Consider the following 20,546-nt stretch of genomic DNA (forward strand, 5'->3'; position numbering starts at 1 on the left):
TCTCGTTGAAGCGGTTTGCGTTGGTATTGCCCCGTTACTGCTTCGATTCAACCGGCAGCGCCGGAACGGACGATAGAGCACGCTTCGTGCCCACCGCGCCGCTGAGTCATCTGCGATTCACCAGATCCGCCACCAGCACGAGCAAATCGTCGATGGAAAGCGGCTTTCTGCGAAACCGCGCGTCGGGATGATCGAGTTGCGGCGCGTTCGCGGCGGCGCTCATCAGAATGACCGGCACCTTGTTGAGCGTATCGCTTGCCGCGAGGCTGCGGATCAGCTCGACGCCGTCCATGTGCGGCATCATCCAGTCGGTGATGATGACGTCCGGCGCGTTCATGTTAGCGGCATCGAGCGCTGTGCGCCCGTTGGAGGCCGTCGTCACCTCGTAGCCTTCCATCTCCAGCACGAGCCGCCAGGTGGTCAGAATGTCGAATTCGTCGTCGACGACAAGGATTTTTTTCATGTGCGCGGGCCGGGATCCGTCACGGACAGCGCAGGCGAGAGCGACGGATGCCCGGACAGGATGCCTGTCGGCCCGATGAAGCTCTCCGTGATATGCAGGCCGCGCGCATCGATGGTCAGGCGGCGAATGCCGGAATCGTGCGCGCTTTCACGCTGCTTGACGACGGACACCATGCGGTAGAGCGCGGAATTCGCCTCAACGTAGCGCATGAGGACGATGTTTTCGGTCATCGCCGACGCGCGCATGGTGCTGGGCGGCGCGGATTCGCCGTAGAGCGGCAGTTCCTCCGTGACGATCGTCGTGACGCCGGCGTCGCGCAGGCGCAGCGTGAGCGCGTTCAGAAAGAGTCCGAAACGCTCCGCGCGGTTGGCCGACTGCTGAAAGCCGTCGATGCCGTCCACCACGAGCCGCGAAGCATCCGTGCGCGCGACAACGGCCATCAGTTGCGCGGCGAGTTCGTCGATGGACAGTTCGACCGCCGAATGCCACTCGATCGTGAGCCGCCCGTCGTTCACCGCGTCGGTCAGATCGATATTCACCGACCGCGCCTTCGCGATCAGCCGGTCCGGCGATTCGTACAGGCCGAAATAAACGCAACGCTCGCCCCGTTCGACGCCCGCCTGCAGAAACTTGAGCCCGAGCAGCGTCTTGCCGACGCCCGACGGCCCGACGAGCGTCGTCGTCGAGCCGCGCGCCACGCCGCCGCCCATCATGCGGTCGAATTCGGGGAAACCGAACGCCAGCTTGGAGTCGTAGTGGCGCGGCGCGTTCTGATTCGCGCGCGAAGCCTCCAGACGCGGATACGCGATGAGGCCGCTATTCGAGATGCTGAAGAAATGCTTGCCGAGCAGATGATCGCGGGCGCGCAGCTTATGCACCTCTATCTCGCGGGCGCGGCGCATGCCCGTGCTGAAGCGGTTCAGTTCGATCAGTCCGTCGACGAGCGTGTGCTCCGGATGCGGCTCGTTGCCCGAGAGCGGCGCGAGAATCAGCGTGGTGCAACGCGCCGCGCTCACGAACGCCGAAAGCTCGTGGATGAACTGCGAGAGTTCCAGCTCCGTCGAGCTAAACTCGCGCGCGCTGCGAAAGCCGTCGATCACCATGAAGCGCGGGCGGCTCGACTTGATCGTGGACGCGATCAGCGCGAGAAAGCCGGAAAGGCCGTCGCGCATGAGTTCGTGGTAGCCGCTCACAAAGAGCATGCGGCCGGAAATGGCGTTCGCGTCGTAGAAGGACAGGGCGCGCAAATGCGAGAGCAGCTTGGTGTGCGATTCCGCGATGAGCGTGATGTACAGCACCTTGTCGCCCTGCGCGACGCGATGAAAGCCGATTTGCGACGAGAGAATCGTTTTGCCCGCGCCCGCCATGCCTTCGATCATGTAGAGCCCGCCACCGACAAAGCCGCCGCCGAGTATTTCGTCCAGGCCCGGGACGCCGGTGGTAACGTTGTCGTCGTTCGCGGCGCGCTCGGGTGAAGGTTCGGAGGGGAGATTGTCGTCTTGGCTCATGAAATTTTCGTTTTTACCCGGCGGCCGGCTCGTAAGAACGCGAATTATGGCTGACTATCGGCAACGTGTCGCCGTTTGAATCGCTCGCATTCCTGCGCGGGCCTTGAGCGGGAGGCTCAGTGAAGCGTCCGCGCCGCTGCCGCGAGCGGTCTCGCCAGGGCGTTGGCGTTTCGGCCCTTGCATAATCCGAGCCTATGTCGCTCGGCTGCCGATTTGTCGCGGACAACGGCAGTTTGAGAACTGTCTCATGGGCGGCGGACTTCGTCGCTGGTCAAATACGCTCCTCGATGTCGTGGAGCCGCGCGTTCTCCGGCTCCGCTTCCCGGCGCGTCGCGCCAGCCTCTGCTTTCTCTCGCCATGAACCGTTCGCACTCGGTCTGGAGCGCCGTCGCGCTCGCCGCTTGTTTGACTTCTTATCTGATTTCCTTGGCTACACCTTCGCGAGCCGCCGAGCCGTTGCCCGACGCGCATATTCTTTCCGCCGCGCCGTTTGCGTTCAGCTCGGATCGCGGCATTTTCTCGCGGATGCCCGCCTCACCGACGGACTCGCGCATATTTTCTCCGCTCCAAACGCCGGTTGGCCGCGATGCGGTGGAATTATCGGAAGGGCGATTGAAGCATCGGAAAATCGCATAACGCCGGTTCAAAACCGGCTCGCATTAATCGCGGCGTCTCGTCATAATCCGGGCTAATCTCAATGTCGATGGCCCGGGAATATTGCAATGAAACGCATGGCTGTTTCGAAAGTGGCGCTGATCGCGGGCTTCTGCGCGCTGTCGATGAGCGTTTGCGCTGCGCCCGGCGAAGTGCAATCCGCCCGCGCGCCCGATACGCCGGGCAATGCGTCATCCTCAAACGGCGACGTCGCGGAATTAGAAGCGTTGGCCCGCGACGGCAAGATCATCATCTTGCGAAAAACCGTGAACGGCAGTTATGGCGCGAGCCTTGCGTCTTATCGCGAGCAAATGACGTATTACGCGGCGTTGTTTCAACTCGACAAATTCTGGCGCGTATTGAAGACGCAAAACGAGGCGCGCGCCGAATCGGCATATTCGGATTTCGCCAAATCATCGGTGACGCTGGCCGATGCGGAGATTCGCCGCATCAAGCTCGAAGCGGAAACGGCTTACGCCCAGCGGCAGATCGCCGCGCAACAGGAACGGGCCAATCGCTTGCAGGCTGATCTCGATGTCGCACACACGCAGCAGAGCGAAGTGGCGAGTCATCAGCAAGCGGAGCAGGACGCCATTCGCCAATTGCGCACCGAGCAGGCGGCGGCGCAGGCGCAGCTTCGCGCGCTGCAACTGCGCGTGCAGGAGTTGCAGAAGCAGGCCGACGGCGATCTTCCCGCAACGGGAAAATAAGCGCCTCAATCGCGGCATCGGAAAAGTTCGAGAAATTGGGATTTATCTCTGCGGGAGAGGCAAAACGCGTTGCTAGAATCGCAACGCTTCAAAACGCCCGCTTCCATCCAAGCCGGGAAAAATCAGGCGTCATGCCGTATTGCACGGCGTGCCTGAATCCAGATCTCGCGTTTTCCAATCGAATTAAAGATGCTTAGAAAAACCGTTGCCGCCGTTATCGCTGCCGCCGCTGTGCTCGCCGGTTGCTCCACAACATCCGGGCCCACGTTCAATGTCAATGAAATCCAGACATCGAGCGGGCAGAAGGCGTTCCGCTCCGAATGCTACGGCGTATTCCAAAACGGAAGTGCGTGCATGCAAGCCGCGCAGAAAATCTGCGGGAATCAGCCTGTGAATGTGCTGCAAAACGTCGAAGGCACGAATGCGCCGGGCAATGCGGGCGAAGTCGTCTTCACATGCGGCATGCCGCAGCAAGCACCGGTTGCGCAGACGCCCGTTCAGCAAGCCGAACCGCAGCCTGTGGTCGCCGCGACGCCGGTTATCGCGCCGGTGCGCAAGCTCACGCTCGACGAGAAGACCAACTTCGCGTTCGATAGCGCGCAACTCACGCCGAAAGCCCGCGCCATTCTCGACAAGCTCATCGCCGATGGTCGCGGCGTGACGTTCTCGTCGGTCGTGGTGCAGGGTTATACGGACTCCATCGGTTCGGCGTCGTACAACGTCGCATTGTCCCAGCGCCGCGCGCGCGCCGTGCTCGAATACCTCAAGACCCACGGCCTGCAAGCGCAGGACTTCGCGACGAAGGCTTACGGCGAGTCGCATCCCATCGCATCTAACGCGACGAGCGTCGGCCGCGCCGAGAATCGTCGCGTGGAAGTCGTGCTGACGCAATAACGCGCTTAGGCGTCGTAGTCAGAAAAAAGCTCGCGGACCGCACGGTCCGCGAGTTTTTTTTCGTCGTCGCGACGCTCAGAAGAGGGCGAGTTGCGCGCGTCCGCGGCCGCCTTCGAGCGTCAGGAGCGATCGTTTCCGGTCTACGCCGCCGGCATAGCCCGTCAGCTCGCCGTCGCCGCCGATCACGCGATGACACGGCACGATGATCGCCACCGGATTGCGCCCGTTCGCGCCGCCCACGGCCCGCGATGCGCCGGGCGGCAAGCCGAGCCGCCGCGCGAGATCGCCGTAAGTCCACGCATCGCCGAAAGGAATCTGACGCAAAAGGTCCCAGACCTGCTGCTGAAACGGCGTGCCGCGCAGCCTGACCGGCACTGAAAACGTCAGCCGCTCCCCGGCAAAATATTGGGCGATCTCATCGCATGCGGCTTCGATCACGCGCGGCGCGGGCCGGCCGTCGTGGACAATTGCGTGCGGCGGCAGCCCGGCGGGGAAGTGCTTTTGCCCGACGAAAAAGAGGCCGGTCAGACACGCGTCCTCGGCGCGATACAGGATCGGGCCGAGCGGACTCGGGCCGACGTGGCATTCGATCACGCTGCGCTCGCGAGACGCGCCGTTGCCGTCAGATGAACGGATTGTCGGCCGTGCCGGTGGGAGCGGGCGGCTCGTCCGGCAGTTTTGCCGGCAGATGCGCGTCCTTCGCGAGCGACTCGACGATTGCGCCGAGCGCGTCGTGCAGCGCCTTCGCGGCGGCGAGGCCGGCCTGGTCCCGCGCAATCGTCAGATCGCCGCTGATCGTCACGCGCGTCTTGCCGTTGACGATGTTTATGGCGTCGCCCGCGATGTTCAGGGCGTCGGTATCGTTGGCAAAGGGCTTAAACACCTCTCAATCCTCCAATTCGTTTGTCCTTGAGCGCGTCCGGAATGCCGGGAAACGCGAGACCGCTCATGGCTTCGAGTTCGCGCACGGTCTTCATCGTATAGGTATTCGTCGGCGTGTTCTCGACGACCACCGCGAACGCAATCTGGCGCTGCGGCAAATACACGACCTTGTACAACTGCGTCGGCACGAACACGCGCGACTCGCCGATCGTTTGCAACTGCCGGCCCGAGAACAGCGGCCCGGTGACGACGTACGCCTCGCCCGATTCCTCCGTGAGCCGGCGCACCGCCTGCTCGATGCGCGACCAGATGCGCCGGTTGTTCGACGGGTCCTGCGGCACGATGTTCGCGAGCGAGAACGATTCGGCCATGCCCTGCTTGCTCGCGCGGTCGCCCGCCGGGCTCATGTGGCCGCGGTCGTAACCGCTGCGCTTGTAGTCGTCGAGTTGCGCGCTGTCGCCGCGCGGCAGCCGCTTGTCGACGAAAAAGCGATTGGTGCGCGTGTTGTCCTTCGCCTCATCGACGCTCTGCGCCGTGAGATGTTCCGCCGACCACAGCGGCCCGTGCGTGACGCCCGAGTGCAGGAGCGCGAAATCCGAGTAGCAGATTTCCTGCGTGGACGCGCGCATCTTCGCGTTCGTCACGACGGGTTCGCGCCCGGACGGGCTGAACTGCGGGCAGTCGTTCGCGACCGCGCTGATGCACGCGGCGCCGAGAAGCGCGGCGACGAGTGCCTTGAACCTTGCTTGCATGCTTTGAAAATCCCGACTGATTGCGATGCCCTGAAACGCCCCCGGCTGCGCTCGATTCGACGCGCGGCCAGCGAGGGCGGCACAGTATAAGGGCTTGCCGCGCGCTAGAATCGCTCGGGCCATTCATCTCGATAAAAACAGCCCATGAAATCGATGCCTCTCTTCGCGCGGTCTTTGCTGCTTGCTTTCGCTTGCTGTGTTTCGTCGATGACTGCAGCGCCCGCATCCGCCGATGAACCCGCGTACGGTCCCGAGTTGCAGGGCTTCGACTATCCGTATCCGGTCGCCCGCTTTGCGTTTACGTCGCAGCGGCAGGTGCTGCGCATGGCGTATATGGACGTGCATCCGGCGCACCCCAACGGACGCACTGCGGTGCTGCTGCACGGCAAGAACTTCTGCGCGGCGACGTGGAAACAGACCATCGAAACGTTGTCCGATGCGGGCTATCGCGTGATTGCGCCGGATCAGATCGGCTTTTGCAAGTCGACGAAGCCCGAGCGGTATCAGTACAGCTTCCAGCAACTGGCGCGCAACACGCACGCGCTGCTCGGCGCGCTCGGCGTGAATCGCGCGACGCTGATTGCGCATTCGACGGGCGGCATGATCGCCGTTCGGTACGCGCTCATGTATCCGCAGGAGACCGAGCAACTCGCGCTCGTCAATCCGATCGGGCTGGAGGACTGGAAGGCGAAGGGCGTGCCGTCCATTTCCATCGACGACTGGTATGCGCGCGAGCTCAAGACGAGCGCCGAGGGCATTCGCAATTACGAGAAAAACACGTATTACGCGGGTCAGTGGCGCGACGACTACGAGCCGTGGGTGCAGATGCTCGCGGGCATGTATCGCGGGCCGGGGAAGGATATCGTCGCGTGGAATTCGGCGCTGCTGTACGACATGATTTATACGCAACCCGTCGTCTACGAATTCGACCACATCAAGACGCCGACGCTGCTCCTGATCGGCGACAAAGACACGACGGCCATCGGCAAGGACTTCGCGCCGCCCGAGATTCGCCCGACGCTCGGGCGTTATCCCGAATTGGCGAAACTGGCGAAGGAGCGGATTCCGAACGCAACGCTCGTCGAGTTTCCGGACGCCGGGCACGCGCCGCAGATGCAGGAGCCGGCGGTGTTTCATAAGGCGCTACTCGATGGCCTCGCGGCGCTGCATCCGAAAGCCGAATGACGCTTCAGCGCGAATCGCCCGCGCACGACGCCCGCTCGATCGACGGCAGCTGAACCAGCAGCGTGACGCCTCGCGCGACCATGAAAACGGTGAGCGCGAGCCATAGCCCGTGATTGCCGAGCGCCCCCGTGAAGAGCCAAGCAGCGAGCAGAAAGATCGCGGCCGATGCGGCCATCGCGCGCATCAGTTCCCGCGTGCCGGTCGCGCCGATGAACACGCCGTCGAGCTGAAAGCCGGCGACGGACACGAGCGGCAGTATCGCCGCCCACGGCAGGAAGCGCAGCGCCGCCGCGCGCACGGCGGCCTGATCCGTCAGCCGTCCGATGATCCATTCGCCGCCCAACCAATAGACGACGGAAAAGCCCGCCGCGCCGATGGCAGACCACAACATCGTCACCTTGACGGCCTGACGGAACGCGTGACGGTCGCGTGCACCGGCGGCCGCGCCGACCAGCGCTTCGGCGGCGTGCGCGAAGCCGTCGAGCCCGAATGCCATGAACGTTTGGAAATTCAGCAGAAGCGCGTTCGCGGCCAGAATCGTGTCGCCCTGACGCGCGCCGACGTGCGCGAACCAGCCGAACGCGCCGAGCAGACACAGCGTGCGCACGAAAATATCGCGATTGAGGGCAACGAGGCGCCTGATCGCGCGTGCATCGATCAAACTGTGGAACGCGAGTGGCGGCAAGCCTCGTTCGCGCAGACGCCAGAGAATCGCGAGGCCGAACGCGAAGCCGCAGAAGTCTGCGAAGGCGGTTGCCGCGCCGATGCCCGCGATGCCCCAGCCGAACCGATACACGAAGAGCAGCACCGCGACGATGTTCACCGCGTTGATGAACACCTGCGTCGCGAGCGCGAGCCGCACGCGCTGGCAGCCCAGCAGATAGCCGAGCACCGCGTAGTTGCCGAGCGCGAACGGCGCGGCCCAGATGCGCGCATGGCAATACGCGCTCGCCGTCTGTTGCACGGCGGCGCTGCCGCCGAGCGCGGCGAGCGCGTAGCGGATGATCGGCGCTTGCAGCGCGAGCACGGCCACGCCGATCGCGACCGCCAGCATCAGCGCGCGCAGCACGTGCGCGCGCAGCGCGGCGGCATCGCGCGCGCCGAACGCCTGCGCCACGAGCCCGGTCGTGCCCATGCGCAGGAAACCGAAGCCCCAGAACACGAAGCTGAAGACGAGCCCGCCCAGCGCCACGCCGCCCAGATACTGCGGACCGTCGAGATGGCCGGCGACGGCGGTATCGACCGCGCCGAGAATCGGCTGCGTCAGATTCGCGAGGACGATGGGAAAGGCGAGCGTCAGGACGCGGCGATGCCAGTGCGTGGGCAGGGCGGCGCGTTGCGAGGAATCGTCGGGAGCGGTCAAATCGGGTTCGAAGGGCGTCGGTGGGAAACGCGACATTGTCGTCAGCGCGCGGCGACGGCGCAACGGTCGCGCACGCAGCCGATAATGGGAATCCAGTCAGCGCCTTCGCCCTTCGATGAGAACATTCCTGCTGTATGTCGCGACCGCCGTAGCCGAAATCGCGGGCTGCTATTTCCCGTATCGATGGCTCAAAGGCGGCGGCTCGCCGTGGCTGATCGTGCCCGGCGCGCTGTCGCTCGCGCTTTTCGCGTGGCTCTTGACCTTGCACGATGCCGCCGCCGGACGCGTCTACGCGGCGTATGGCGGCGTCTATATCGGCGTGGCGATTGCGTGGCTGTGGGCGGTCGAGCGCATCCGGCCGAGCGCGTGGGATGTGGCAGGCGCGGCGATCGCGCTCGTCGGCATGTGCCTGATCGCGTTTCAGCCGCGTTGACGCGTCACGTTCGCATTACGCATAACGCATAACGCATTACGCATTACGCATAACGCATCACGCTTCGAGCGCGAGCAGCGCGAAGGTCGCGAGCCAGTGCTCGCCCATGTAATCCCCCGCGACGTGTTCGATGCCGGACGCGAGATGCTCGGCGGCGCTCGCCTCGAGCACGGCGACGCGCGCATCGCCGGGCGGCAGCGCCCGCGCGATCGTGCGCTGGCACCACGCGCGGCTCAAATTCAGGCCGTCGAGGTGCGCGAGCTTGCCGTCGCTGCGGTCCGTGACGGTGGCGGGCACGAAGAGCGTCGCCGGTTCCCGGTCGGCGAGACGCGGCAGGAAGGCATCGAGCCAGCCGGCGAAGCGTGCGTCGGGCAGAACGTGGCGCATGAGCACCGCTTCCATCAGCGAAGGCGACAGAAACTCGTCGCCCGCCGGCTCCCACGCCTGACACCCCGCGTCGTTCTCGAACCACCGCCTCGCGGTTTCCACGAGCAGCCCTTCGAACGACGCATTGCCAACCGTGCGCGCGTAGCCGAGCGAGAGCGTCAGCGCGAACGCCATGTTGAAATGCGTGCCCGCGCGCAGCGGATACGTCGACTTCGGCAGGAACTCCGTGAAACGATCGACGAACGCATCCGCGAGCGGTTGCAGCGTGCGCGCCCAGCGCGCGCCGTCGTCCGATTGCATCGCGTGCAACTGGCCCGCGAGCGCCAGCAGCCACGCCCAGCCGTACGGCCGCTCGAAACCACGCGACGCGGGGCGCTGCAGATAAGCGGCTTCGGCGGCGACATTCGCCTCGGTGAAATGCTCGTCGATGACCGCGCGAATGCGCCCGGCTTCGGCCAGGCCGGGAAAGCGATCGAAGAGGCGCGCGATCAGCCAGTAACCGTGCACGCACGAATGCCAGTCGAAGCTGCCATAGAAGATCGGATGCAGCGCGCGCGGGCTTTGCGCGTCGGCATCGCTCGCCAAGACGTGATCGAGCTTGTTGGGGTACTCGCGCGTCAAATGGCCGAGCGCCACTTGCGCGAATTTCGACGCGAGCGCGGCGTCGAGCGTGACCGGTTTCTGCTTGTCCATGCAAACCTCGCGTTTCCGTTATCCGATGCGGCCTGAACCGAGACTTTATCGATAAATGCTTGATAAAGTCTCGCATTGGGGAAATCACCTAGCCGTGTGCGAGAAGAACGCCGCTCGTCCGCCGCCCGCCGTGCCTACACTCGTTGCAAGCTGCAAGAAAGGGCTTCGCGCCGATCCCACGACACGCGCTTTCGCGCGCCGACGCGCCGACGCGTCGTTTAAACTTGCGCCCGAACGCCGAAAGAGCGTTCGGTCCCGGACCTAAGCGCCGGACTTGCCATCCGACAGAGACAAAAGAGTTCAGCACACATGACCGATCTTCCCCAATACACCGCAGAGGACACCCGGCGACGCGTTTTCGCCATCGTCGGCGCATCGTCGGGCAATCTCGTCGAATGGTTCGACTTTTATATCTATTCGTTCCTTGCGCTGTACTTCTCGGCCGCGTTCTTCCCCGGAAGCAATCCGACCGTGCAATTGCTCAACACGGCGGGCGTGTTCGCGGCGGGCTTTCTGATGCGACCGATCGGCGGCTGGCTGTTCGGCCGCATCGCCGACAAGCACGGCCGCCGCAACGCAATGATGATCTCCGTGCTGATGATGTGCGGCGGCTCGCTCGTCATCACCTTTCTGCCGACTTACGCGAGCATCGGCGCATGGGCGCCGCTCCTGCTTCTGATCGCGCGGCTGTTTCAGGGCTTGTCGGTGGGCGGCGAATACGGCACCAGCGCCACGTATATGAGCGAAGTGGCGCTGCGCGGCCGGCGCGGATTCTTCGCGTCCTTCCAGTACGTCACGCTGATCGGCGGGCAGCTCGCCGCGCTGCTCGTGCTCGTCATCCTCCAGTTTTTTCTGTCGACGGAAGAACTGAAGGCGTGGGGCTGGCGCATTCCGTTTTTCGTCGGCGCGTGCGCGGCGCTCGTGTCGCTGTATCTGCGCCGATCGCTCAATGAAACCACGACCGCCGAAATCCGCGAGCGCAAGGAAGCCGGCACGCTCGCCGGGCTGATGCAGCACAAGGGCGCCTTCATGACCGTGGTCGGCTTCACGGCGGGCGGCTCGCTCATCTTCTACACGTTCACCACGTACATGCAGAAGTATCTGGTCAATACGGCGGGCATGCACGCGAAGACCGCGAGCAACGTGATGACGGTCGCGCTCCTCGTCTATATGCTGTTGCAACCGGTGTTCGGCGCGCTGTCGGACCGCATCGGCCGCCGCCAGTCGATGCTGTGGTTCGGCGCGCTCGCCACGCTGTGCACCGTGCCGCTGCTGCACGCGCTGCGCGACGTGACGAGCCCGGTCATGGCGTTCGTGCTCGTCGTCGCGGCGCTCGCCATCGTGAGCTTCTATACGTCGATCAGCGGTCTCATCAAGGCCGAGATGTTTCCGCCGGAAGTGCGCGCGCTGGGCGTAGGGCTTTCGTATGCGGTGGCAAACGCGGTGTTCGGCGGATCGGCGGAATACGTCGCGCTCAAGTTCAAGACGGAGGGCATGGAGTCCGGCTTTTACTGGTATGTGACGGTGATGTGCGCTATCTCGCTCCTGGTCTCGTGGAGAATGATGGACCCGAGCAAGGAAGGCTACCTGCGCAACGAACCGTAAGCTTTCTGCCGCGTCCGGACCGGCGCGGCATTCTCAATCCGGCGCGCCCGGCGCGGATATCGAAGTCCGCCCGGCTTGCCGATGTCGGTAGTATGGTGTTTTATGCGGTATGTATCGGTAGACGACGCGCCGGGCCCGGCGCGCGGTGGCAATTGGAAACAGGATAAGCATGCGCGCGGCCGGATCGCGCGCTACAGCGAGGCGCGGCGTGCTGCGTCCCGGTCTGCAGGGAGCCTGTCCATGGAAGATTTCGACGAAACGTTGTTTGTCGTCTGGCGATCGAACCTGAACGTTCTGGTCGGTTCGCCGGGCGGCGCGGCGCGTCTGGCGCGCATGATGAACTTCTCGCCGTCATTCATGAAGCTCATCGTCGCGGGTCAACGGGACTTCAACGAGGAGTTCGTGCGCGGCATCGAACTCGTGTCCGGCCTGCCGCCGCACTGGATGGACGAGCGCCGCAGCGCCGCCGACGTGCCCGCCGAAGTCAAGCGCGCGCTCGACGAAGAGAGGCCCTTCGCCGTCTTTCGCGGCACGGCGCACCCCGCGCCGAAGCGGTCCGTGCTGCGCGGCCCGGAGCCGCTTCTCTCGCAGACGGAAGCTACGCGGCGCGTCGCCGATCTCGCGATGCAACAGGCGGAAGTCAACCGGCGCGATCTGCTTTTCAGGAAGAATCGCGAACTGCTGTCACAGGATTTGCGCCGGCTGGAGCGCCAGCTCGGACTGTTGCAAGTGGAACCGATGCTGCCGCGAGCCGACGAACTCATCGCCTCGGACCGCATGAGCGAAGCGGCAAAGGCCGATCTGTCCGGACGGCTCGAACAGATCGACAAACACGTGAAGCTGTTGCATCAACACGTCGAGAAACTGGTCGCGCTGCTTTCGACGCCGGACGAGCCGGGTCCGAACGACAGCTGATTTACTTCTTCCCTCGCTTGTCTTCGGCTTGCGATTCCGGCTCAGGATGCACCGCGATCGGATCGCTGGCCGGGAACGTCTCTTCGAGGGCTTCGTCGAGCAAGTCCTCCTCGTTCGCCGGGTTCTGCTCTTTCGTCGCTTCGGTCTGGCGTGGCTGGGTCATGGCGCGCTCCGCGATGTGAATCGGACGTCTCAATATAGCAGTCGCGCCATCAGCGCGCCCACCGGTAGTCCGCCGGGCGCACGCCTGTCCATTTGCGAAACGCGCGCCGGAACGCGCTCGGTTCCGAGAAGCCGAGCGCGGCGGCGATCTCCGGAATGGTCTCGTTGGTGTCCGCGAGGCGCGAGATGGCGAGGTCGCGGCGCAGCGCATCCTTGATCGCCTGAAGCGTCAGCCCTTCCTGTTTCAGACGCCGCCGCAGCGTGGCTTCGGCCATATTCAGCGATACCGCCATGCAATCGGCGTCCGGCCAGTCCGCTGGCGCAGTCTCGCGCAGGCGCTTGCGGATGCGCGCCGCGAGCGACTCGGGATTGCGATACTTCACGATGAAGTTCGCGGGCGCGTCGCGCAGAAACGTCTTCAGTGTCGATGCCGTCTGCACCACGGCAAGCGCCGCGCACTCGGGCGCGAGATCGACATAGCTTTGCGGCTGATCGAAGCGCATCGCGTCGCAGAACATCAGGCGGTACTCGTCGCTGTCGTCCGGCTCGGCGCAGCGAAGGTTCGCGGCAAGCACCGGAATACGCCGCCCGACGAGCCAGCACAGCAAGCCATACACGAGGATGAAGCCCGTCGCGTACGCGAACATCGTCTTCGGCGCGTGCGCGTCGCGCAGCATGATCCGCACGCGTTTCTCGTCGACGTGCGGCTCGAACGTCAACTCGTCGAGCACGAGCCGCATGAAGGTTGCGATGCGTCCGAGCGCCTGCGCGCCGTCGCGCGCGCCGAGCGCCGCCTGCGACATCAGCACGAAGCTGCCGCGCCGCATCGGGTGCGGGTCCTGGCCGAAGAATTCGTCGTCGAGCGCGTCGGCTATCGCGTGCCACAGCCGGCCGTACTGCGCGGGCGAAACGCGGGCGCGCGGCGAATCCAGCATCGCGGGCGCGATGCCCGCTGCATCGAGCAGCGTCGCGCGCGCCACGCCGCGCGCTTCGGCGCACCGCAGCGCCGCATCGACGAGACTGACGGCGATCGAATCGCGCTCGAATTCTCTTCTGCGGATTGGGGTTGTCACTAGGTGGCGAAAGCGTTCAGTTAGCGTGATCGTTCTGGTCATCGGCCGGGCGCGGACGATTGCCTAGACTGGCGAAGCGCCCGCCGCTGACCGGCGAGCCAGTGTATCCGAACGACTGACGAGGCCATTTGCGAGTTCAACCATGATCGACAGTTTTCTCACCGAAGAGCAGCGCATGATCCGCGATGCGGCGCGCCAGTTTTCGGCTGAAGTGCTCGCGCCGAACGCGGGCCAGTGGGACAAAGACGGCGCGATTCCCGACGCCGTCGTGCGGCAGTTGGGCGAACTCGGCCTGCTCGGCATGATCGTGCCGGCGGAACTCGGCGGCACCTACAGCGACTACACCGCCTACGCGCTCGCGATGGAGGAAATCGCTGCCGGCTGCGCCTCGTGCGCGACGATGATGAGCGTGCACAACTCCGTCGGCTGCGGGCCGATTCTCGCGTACGGCACCGACGCGCAAAAGGCCGAATGGCTGCCGAAGCTCGCGAGCGGCGAAGTGATCGGCGCGTTCTGCCTGACCGAGCCGCAAGCCGGCTCCGAGGCGAACAACCTGCGCGTGCGCGCGGTCGAGCGCGACGGGCAGTGGATCATCTCGGGCAGCAAGCAGTTCGTGACAAACGGTCGGCGCGCGGGCGTGGCCATCGTGTTTGCCGTGACGGACCCGGAAGCGGGCAAGCGCGGCATTTCGGCGTTCATCGTGCCGAAGAACACGCCGGGCTTCAATGTCGGACCGCCCGAGCACAAGCTCGGCATCCGCGCATCCGATACCTGTCCGATCACCTTCGACGACTGCGCGATTCCCGCCGCGAATCTGCTCGGCGCGCGCGGCGAGGGGCTCAAGATCGCGCTGTCGAATCTGGAAGGCGGACGCATCGGAATTGCGGCGCAGGCGCTCGGCATCGCGCGCGCGGCCTTCGACACAGCCCGCGCCTACTCACGCGATCGCGTGCAGTTCGGCAAGCCGATCCGCGAGCATCAGTCGGTCGCCAACATGCTCGCCGACATGCAGACGCAGATCAACGCCGCGCGGCTTCTGGTGCTGCACGCGGCGCGCATGCGCACGGAGGGCGTGCCGTGTCTGTCGGAGGCGTCGCAGGCGAAGCTGTTCGCATCCGAGATGGCCGAGCGCGTGTGCTCGGACGCGATCCAGATTCACGGCGGCTACGGCTATCTTCAGGACTACCCGGTGGAGCGGCATTATCGCGATGCGCGCATCACACAGATTTACGAAGGCACGAGCGAAGTCCAGCGCATGGTGATTGCGCGCAATGTCTAGCGGCATATAAAAGGAGACGCCATGAATCGAGCCCGGCCGTTCATCGAAGCGAGAGACTTTCTGCTGCGTCACCGTACCGACTACGACACCGCGTACCGCGAGTTCAAGTGGCCCGTGCTCGACCGCTTCAACTGGGCGCTCGATTATTTCGATCCGATGGCGCGCGGCAACGACGCGCCTGCGCTTCGCATCGTGGACGAAAGCGGCGATGAAACGCGCCTCAGCTTCCCGGAGATAAGCGAGCGGTCGGCGCGCGTCGCGAATCACCTGCGCGCAATCGGCGTGAAGCGCGGCGAGCGCATTCTGCTGATGCTGCCCAATCGCGTCGAGTTGTGGGAAACGATGCTCGCCGCGATGAAGCTGGGCGCAGTCGTGCTGCCCGCAACGACGCAACTCGCGAGCGCCGACCTGCGCGATCGCATCGCGCTCGGGCGCGTGGATCACGTCATCGTGGATGCGAACGACACGCACAAGTTCGACGGCATCGACTTGCGCGGACTGCGGATGTCCGTCGGCGGCGCGCGCGACGGCTGGCTCGGCTACGACGCGGGGTACGATGCATCGCCCGAATTCCACGCGGACGGCGAAACCAAGGCGAGCGATCCGTATCTCCTGTACTTCACATCGGGCACCACGTCGAAGCCGAAGCTCGTCGCGCATACGCACGAAAGCTATCCGGTCGGCCACCTTTCGACGATGTACTGGATCGGCCTGCAACCCGGCGACGTGCACTGGAACATCAGCTCGCCCGGCTGGGCGAAGCACGCGTGGAGCTGCTTCTTCGCGCCGTGGAATGCGCAGGCGTGCGTGTTCATCTACAACTTCAGCCGCTTCGACGCCGCGCGCACGCTGAACGTGCTGGTGACGCACGACGTCACCACGCTCTGCGCGCCGCCGACCGTGTGGCGCATGCTCGTGCAGGAACCGCTGGCGTCGTACAAGGTGAAGCTGCGCGAGATCGTCGGGGCGGGCGAGCCGTTGAATCCCGAGGTCGTCGAGCGCGTGCAAGCGGCGTGGGGCGTGCCGATCCGCGATGGCTACGGGCAGACGGAGACCACCGCGCAGATCGCCAACTCGCCGGGCCAGCGGCTCGTGCCCGGGTCGATGGGGCGTCCGCTGCCGGGGTATCGCGTGGTGCTGCTCGATCCGGAGGGCAATCGCGCCGACGAAGGCGAGATTGCGCTTTCGCTCGATCCGCCGCCGCTCGGTCTGATGACCGGTTACGCGGACAACCCCGCCGCCACCGAGAACGCGATGCGCGGCGGCTTCTATCGCACGTCGGACGTCGCGGCACGCGGCCCGGACGGCTATTTCACGTATGTCGGCCGCGCCGACGACGTGTTCAAGTCTTCCGATTACCGTCTGAGCCCGTTCGAACTGGAGAGCGTGCTGATCGAACACGAAGCGATTGCCGAGGCCGCCGTCGTGCCGAGTCCCGATCCGCTGCGGCTTTCGGTGCCGAAAGCGTTCGTCACGCTGCGACACGGCTTCACGATGGGCCCGGACCTCGCGCGCAGCGTCTTCGCGTTCTCGCGCGAGCGGCTGGCGCCGTACAAGCGCATCCGGCGCATCGAATTCGCCGAATTGCCGAAGACGATTTCCGGCAAGATCCGGCGCGTCGATTTGCGGCGACAGGAAGCGGCCCGCGCGCAGGACGGCACGCGCGGCCCATTCGAATTCTGGGAGGACGATTTCCCCGAACTGCGACAGTCGGGCGTGCCCGATGCCGCGAAATGATCGGGCGGGGCGTTGCATCCTCGGTCGGAGGAATTGGCAAGCAAATGTAACGCGGGGCAGCGCGCCGCGAACCGTCGGGAAGGCCGCTGGTCGAAACGGCTCATTCACGTCGGAACATTGAAGGAGGAACCCGATCATGTCGAATCGGTCGCTACGGATCGCGCTTTTTGCAACGGCTCTCGCAGGCGCGCTCGCGACGCCGGCCGCGTCTTACGCACAAATCAATCTCCAGCAGTTCGGCTTCGGCAACAAGACGGAGTCGTCGGGACAGGCCGGCGATAGCGGGGCGCAGCCGTCCGCGCTCGGCTCGGTTGTGCAGAACTATCTCGGCGCGAATCAGCAAGTGCTGAGCGGGCAGTCGAGCCTCGCATCGGCGATGGGCATGGCGAGCGTCGCGAGTCAGGCGCAGTCGGCGGCCGGCATGTTGTCGAGCGCGACGAGTGGTGGCGCGCCGAGCACCAGCATGTTGTCGCAGCTCGGCGGCACGCAGCAGAGAGTGTCGCAATCGCTGATGCAGGCGTTCGCGAACAAGTCGGCAACGCCGCCGACCGCTGCGAGCAAGCAGACGTTCACGGACGGACTGGCGTCGCTCGGCCAGGGCGTGAAGCAGTATGCGGGTCTTCAGTCGGACCTGGGCGCGGTGAAGGACACGATGAATGTGTCGTCGCTACTGCAGGCGGGATCGAACCCGGCGACGGCGCAGGCGGCCAGTTACATCGCGCAGTCGGCGCCGGGGCAACTGCAATCGCTCGTGCAAACGTTGACGCAGGCGGTGCAGTACGCCAAGACGAACGGCATCTCGGTGCCGTCCATTGCGAGTTCCGCGCTCGGCATGGGCAAATAAGCGGCGGTATCGCGAACGAAAAAAGGCGAGGCACGGGGCCTCGCCTTTTCATTTCTTTAGTTCGCTGTTTTCGATGACTACATCGAAGCCGAACGCCGCAGCGACAAGCGGGTGAGAATCGGCAGCGTATGCGCGCGACGCTGCTGCGATACCAGCGGCGGCAAAAAAGCGATTTCGGCGCTTTCCGCCAGATGCATGCGCGGCTCCGGGTCGAGGACTTCCAGCGCAGGCGGCTCGACGAGTTCTTCGACCTCTTCTGCCACCACGACTTGCGCCGGTTCCTCGGCTTTGAGCCCGAGCGAACGGCGCACATCGACGCCACGCGTGCGGACGGCGAAGCCCGCGCTGCGAATAAGGCTCTCGCGCGTTCTCCAGAACGCGGCGGCGGACGGGGGCATGGCGTGCATCGAAACGTATTCGATCACGATTTCATAACCCCGGACTTTCGGATAATTCAGTAGTAATTTACCCGACCGGATATATCGGGTGTAGCGGTCGATTTTCTTCGTCAGTAAATCCTGATGCAGTTCTTCGTCTTGCCAGTCGAGTTCGTCGAAAAGGCCAACATATACCTGCTTGAACAGAATATTGATTCCGATGTAATCGATGGCGTCCACGTCGCGCAAAGACATGGTCATTCCCCTACGCCCTTCAGCGGGCAAGTATCAAAGACCCGCATTGTAACGGATGTGTGCCGTCGATTCCGCGCGAAACGCCGTGTGCTGTAAGGCGCAACAGCGTTTTTAGTCACACTCCTAAGACACATTTGGAATTAATCCGATACTTCTGTCTGATTCTGTAAAAAGACATGTTTTGAGATAATCACGGGCGCGGCCGCGACGCGTCCGGCAAACCCTTTTCCGGCGCGGCGCGGGCGATATCTTCGTTGGCGATTGCGTCGACTTGAGGCATGGACGGCTGTTCGTTAATCCACGCATTCAAAATGGTGGACGTCACCGCAAGAATAACGGGCCCGATGAATAATCCGACTATTCCGAATGCGAACATGCCGCCCAGTACGCCGGACAGAATGAGCAGCATCGACAGATTGACGCCGCGCTGAATCAGCAGCGGACGCAGGAAGTTGTCGAGCATCGCGATCATGAGCGACCACACCAGTAACAAAGCCGCCGCGACGTGCGAGCCGTGCCAGAAAAGCCATGCGACGCCGCCGAGCAGCGGCAGAAGCGGGCCGATTTGCGCGAGACAGAGCATGAGCATGACCGCCGTGATCACGCCGGCGGCCGGCACCCCGGCGATCCACAGACCGATTCCGCCGAGCGCCGACTGCGTGACCGCCGTCACCACAATGCCGAGTGCCACCGCCCGCACGGCGAGCCCCGCGAGCTTGACGGCCTCGGCGCCGCGCTGCGCCGCGACGCGCGTCGCTAAGCGCACCACGAAGCTGCCCGCCGCCTCGCCGCGCGTGTACAGAATCCCGGCGATGATGATGGTGATGACCATGTGCATGACGAACACGCCGACGACCGCCGCGTGCGAGAGCATCCAGCGCGCCGCGATGGTCACGTAAGGCTCGAGCTTCGCGAGCATGCCGCCGGGGCCGGCGTCGGAAAGCGATTGCCATTCGGTCGAGACGCGCTGCCCGACGAGCGGAACGTCGTGGACCCAGGCGGGCGGCGGCGGCAGCGCGTACGTCGGCAGGCTCTTGATCGCGGACATGATCTCGCCGCCATGCAGCGCGAGCGTGCTGATCGCCTGATAGAGCGGCAGCACGATCACGATCAGCAGCCCGAGCAGCATGACCGTGGTCGCAATCCAGCGGCGATTGCCGCAGCGACGCTGCACCGCGAGCATCAGCGGCCACGTGGCGACGACGATCGTGGTCGCCCAGATGAGACCCGGCAGAAACGGACGCAGAATGAAAAGGCTGCCGGCCGCGAGCGCCGAAAGAATAGCGATCACGAGCAGAATGCGGGCGATGTCGACCGGCTGTCGCGGATTCAGGTTCGGCTGCCCGTTGGGAGAGATTTGCATGATGCGTAGGTGTCGGGACGATTCGAGAGCGCGGGATTGGCGCATCCGCTAAGGAATAAGCCAAAGCGGTGGCGCAAGCAAGCGCCTTGCAGCGGAAGACCGCGATCATACGGTATCCGATGCATGGCGCGCCGCCGCCCGACCGCTCAGTCGTAGCGGTACACGCCGCGCTTGGTCTTGCGTCCGAGATGCCCCGCGGCGACGAGTTCGCGCAGCAACGGGCACGCGCGGTACTTGGAATCGCCGAAGTCTTTCAGGAAGACGTCCATCACGGAGAGGCACACGTCGAGGCCGATCAAATCCGCGAGCGCGAGCGGGCCGATCGGGTGATTCGCGCCGAGTTTCATGCCGGTGTCGATCTCCTCGGCCGTTGCCACGCCTTCGTACAGCACGAAAAACGCCTCGTTGATCATCGGCACGAGCACGCGATTGACGACGAAGCCGGGCGAATTACGCACGCCGATCGGCGACTTGTCGAGCTTCTCGGTGAGTTCGCGCACGGCGGCCACCGTTTCGTCGCTCGTCTGCACGCCGCGGATCACTTCCACCAGTTGCAGGAGCGGCACCGGATTAAAGAAGTGCATGCCGATGAAGCGCTCCGGATGCGCGAGCGTCGCGGCGAGCGCGGTAATCGAAATGGACGACGTGTTCGATGCGATGATCGCGTCCGGGCGCGCCGCCGCCTCGATTTGTCCGAGAATGCGATGCTTGAGCTCGACGTTCTCGGTCGCTGCTTCGATCACGATGTCCGCTTTAGAAAGCCGCGCATAGTCCGTGGACGTCTCGATGCGCGCGATGGCCGCGTCGCGCGTGGCGGCGTCGAGCTTGTCCTTCGCGACGAGGCGTTCGAGGCTCGCGGTCAGCGTGGCGACGCCCTTGGCGAGCGCCGCGTCGGTGACGTCGATCATCACGACGTCGAAGCCCGCGACGGCCGCGACCTGCGCGATGCCGTTGCCCATCGTTCCTGCCCCGACGATACCGACGGTCTGAATGTTCATCCTGCATTTCTCCT

Annotated in this window: 22 protein-coding genes; 10 read left to right on the forward strand and 12 right to left on the reverse strand. The window is 64.5% G+C overall.

Annotated features, from left to right (window positions below):
- Positions 1-106 precede the first annotated feature (106 nt).
- Together JYK05_RS15060 and JYK05_RS15065 are read right to left on the reverse strand one after the other, a co-directional pair.
- Entirely contained in the window at positions 107-463 is a 357-nt protein-coding gene (locus JYK05_RS15060; RefSeq protein WP_206469233.1) for a response regulator, read from the reverse strand.
- Complete coding sequence (locus tag JYK05_RS15065; protein WP_175941049.1) at positions 460-1,971, reverse strand: ATPase domain-containing protein; 1,512 nt, start codon at positions 1,969-1,971, stop codon at positions 460-462. Before JYK05_RS15065 ends, JYK05_RS15060 begins: the two co-directional genes overlap by 4 nt.
- 357 nt (positions 1,972-2,328) lie before the next feature.
- On the opposite strand from JYK05_RS15065, the gene JYK05_RS15070 reads away from it, so the two are divergent.
- From JYK05_RS15070 to JYK05_RS15080, 3 genes are all read left to right on the forward strand, one after another.
- Complete coding sequence (locus tag JYK05_RS15070; RefSeq protein ID WP_206469235.1) at positions 2,329-2,607, forward strand: hypothetical protein; 279 nt, start codon at positions 2,329-2,331, stop codon at positions 2,605-2,607.
- Positions 2,608-2,693: 86 nt separating this feature from the next.
- Positions 2,694-3,335: a DUF2968 domain-containing protein gene (locus JYK05_RS15075; RefSeq protein ID WP_206469237.1), complete on the forward strand. Its 642-nt coding sequence runs from the start codon at positions 2,694-2,696 to the stop codon at positions 3,333-3,335.
- A gap of 354 nt (positions 3,336-3,689) precedes the next feature.
- Positions 3,690-4,229, forward strand: a complete 540-nt coding sequence (locus JYK05_RS15080) for an OmpA family protein (protein ID WP_206469239.1) — start codon at positions 3,690-3,692, stop codon at positions 4,227-4,229.
- 75 nt (positions 4,230-4,304) lie between these two features.
- Here the strand turns inward: JYK05_RS15080 and JYK05_RS15085 are convergent, their stop codons facing one another.
- The 3 genes from JYK05_RS15085 to JYK05_RS15095 are packed head-to-tail and all read right to left on the reverse strand — an operon-like array spanning position 4,305 to position 5,863.
- Entirely contained in the window at positions 4,305-4,823 is a 519-nt protein-coding gene (locus JYK05_RS15085) for a methylated-DNA--[protein]-cysteine S-methyltransferase (RefSeq protein ID WP_206469240.1), read from the reverse strand.
- Positions 4,824-4,851: 28 nt separating this feature from the next.
- The gene (locus tag JYK05_RS15090) at positions 4,852-5,112 is read right to left on the reverse strand and encodes a hypothetical protein (RefSeq protein ID WP_175941054.1); all 261 of its coding nucleotides are present in this window, start codon (positions 5,110-5,112) and stop codon (positions 4,852-4,854) included.
- A complete protein-coding gene (locus JYK05_RS15095; protein ID WP_175941055.1) occupies positions 5,105-5,863 on the reverse strand; it encodes a DNA/RNA non-specific endonuclease in 759 nt (252 codons plus the stop codon). Before JYK05_RS15095 ends, JYK05_RS15090 begins: the two co-directional genes overlap by 8 nt.
- A gap of 207 nt (positions 5,864-6,070) precedes the next feature.
- On the opposite strand from JYK05_RS15095, the gene JYK05_RS15100 reads away from it, so the two are divergent.
- Positions 6,071-7,048, forward strand: a complete 978-nt coding sequence (locus JYK05_RS15100) for an alpha/beta fold hydrolase (protein ID WP_241269971.1) — start codon at positions 6,071-6,073, stop codon at positions 7,046-7,048.
- A gap of 4 nt (positions 7,049-7,052) precedes the next feature.
- Here JYK05_RS15100 and JYK05_RS15105 read toward each other — a convergent pair whose 3' ends face one another.
- A complete protein-coding gene (locus tag JYK05_RS15105; RefSeq protein ID WP_175941056.1) occupies positions 7,053-8,447 on the reverse strand; it encodes an MATE family efflux transporter in 1,395 nt (464 codons plus the stop codon).
- Positions 8,448-8,526: 79 nt separating this feature from the next.
- On the opposite strand from JYK05_RS15105, the gene JYK05_RS15110 reads away from it, so the two are divergent.
- The gene (locus tag JYK05_RS15110) at positions 8,527-8,844 is read left to right on the forward strand and encodes a YnfA family protein (RefSeq protein WP_175941057.1); all 318 of its coding nucleotides are present in this window, start codon (positions 8,527-8,529) and stop codon (positions 8,842-8,844) included.
- 57 nt (positions 8,845-8,901) lie between these two features.
- Here JYK05_RS15110 and JYK05_RS15115 read toward each other — a convergent pair whose 3' ends face one another.
- Positions 8,902-9,924, reverse strand: a complete 1,023-nt coding sequence (locus JYK05_RS15115) for a DUF2891 domain-containing protein (protein ID WP_206469242.1) — start codon at positions 9,922-9,924, stop codon at positions 8,902-8,904.
- Between the two features lie 309 nt (positions 9,925-10,233).
- Here JYK05_RS15115 and JYK05_RS15120 point away from each other — a divergent pair, with 309 nt between their 5' ends.
- The gene (locus JYK05_RS15120; RefSeq protein WP_175941059.1) at positions 10,234-11,529 is read left to right on the forward strand and encodes an MFS family transporter; all 1,296 of its coding nucleotides are present in this window, start codon (positions 10,234-10,236) and stop codon (positions 11,527-11,529) included.
- 240 nt (positions 11,530-11,769) lie between these two features.
- Positions 11,770-12,444 (forward strand): hypothetical protein, encoded by a 675-nt coding sequence (locus JYK05_RS15125; RefSeq protein WP_175941060.1) that lies wholly within the window; start codon positions 11,770-11,772, stop codon positions 12,442-12,444.
- 1 nt (position 12,445) lies between these two features.
- Here the strand turns inward: JYK05_RS15125 and JYK05_RS15130 are convergent, their stop codons facing one another.
- Both JYK05_RS15130 and JYK05_RS15135 read right to left on the reverse strand, forming a co-directional pair.
- Complete coding sequence (locus JYK05_RS15130; protein WP_175941061.1) at positions 12,446-12,607, reverse strand: hypothetical protein; 162 nt, start codon at positions 12,605-12,607, stop codon at positions 12,446-12,448.
- Between the two features lie 49 nt (positions 12,608-12,656).
- On the reverse strand, positions 12,657-13,721 hold the full coding sequence (locus JYK05_RS15135; protein WP_206469244.1) for an AraC family transcriptional regulator: 1,065 nt from the start codon (positions 13,719-13,721) through the stop codon (positions 12,657-12,659).
- A gap of 103 nt (positions 13,722-13,824) precedes the next feature.
- Between JYK05_RS15135 and JYK05_RS15140 the strand changes: the two genes are divergently transcribed.
- From JYK05_RS15140 to JYK05_RS15150, 3 genes are all read left to right on the forward strand, one after another.
- On the forward strand, positions 13,825-14,958 hold the full coding sequence (locus JYK05_RS15140; protein ID WP_305870254.1) for an acyl-CoA dehydrogenase: 1,134 nt from the start codon (positions 13,825-13,827) through the stop codon (positions 14,956-14,958).
- Between the two features lie 21 nt (positions 14,959-14,979).
- Positions 14,980-16,695 (forward strand): AMP-binding protein, encoded by a 1,716-nt coding sequence (locus JYK05_RS15145; protein WP_206469249.1) that lies wholly within the window; start codon positions 14,980-14,982, stop codon positions 16,693-16,695.
- A gap of 136 nt (positions 16,696-16,831) precedes the next feature.
- Positions 16,832-17,539, forward strand: coding sequence for a hypothetical protein (locus JYK05_RS15150; protein ID WP_206469250.1), 708 nt, complete (start codon positions 16,832-16,834; stop codon positions 17,537-17,539).
- A 77-nt stretch (positions 17,540-17,616) separates the two neighbouring features.
- Here the strand turns inward: JYK05_RS15150 and JYK05_RS15155 are convergent, their stop codons facing one another.
- The 3 genes from JYK05_RS15155 to JYK05_RS15165 form a co-directional block, all read right to left on the reverse strand.
- Positions 17,617-18,177: a DUF6572 domain-containing protein gene (locus JYK05_RS15155; protein ID WP_241269974.1), complete on the reverse strand. Its 561-nt coding sequence runs from the start codon at positions 18,175-18,177 to the stop codon at positions 17,617-17,619.
- 184 nt (positions 18,178-18,361) lie between these two features.
- The gene (ydiK, locus tag JYK05_RS15160) at positions 18,362-19,534 is read right to left on the reverse strand and encodes an AI-2E family transporter YdiK (protein ID WP_206469252.1); all 1,173 of its coding nucleotides are present in this window, start codon (positions 19,532-19,534) and stop codon (positions 18,362-18,364) included.
- 146 nt (positions 19,535-19,680) lie between these two features.
- Positions 19,681-20,532 (reverse strand): 3-hydroxybutyryl-CoA dehydrogenase, encoded by an 852-nt coding sequence (locus JYK05_RS15165; RefSeq protein ID WP_175941066.1) that lies wholly within the window; start codon positions 20,530-20,532, stop codon positions 19,681-19,683.
- Between the last annotated feature and the right edge of the window lie 14 nt (positions 20,533-20,546).

Origin of the sequence: Caballeronia sp. M1242 (assembly GCF_017220215.1) — a bacterium.
Lineage (GTDB): Bacteria > Pseudomonadota > Gammaproteobacteria > Burkholderiales > Burkholderiaceae > Caballeronia.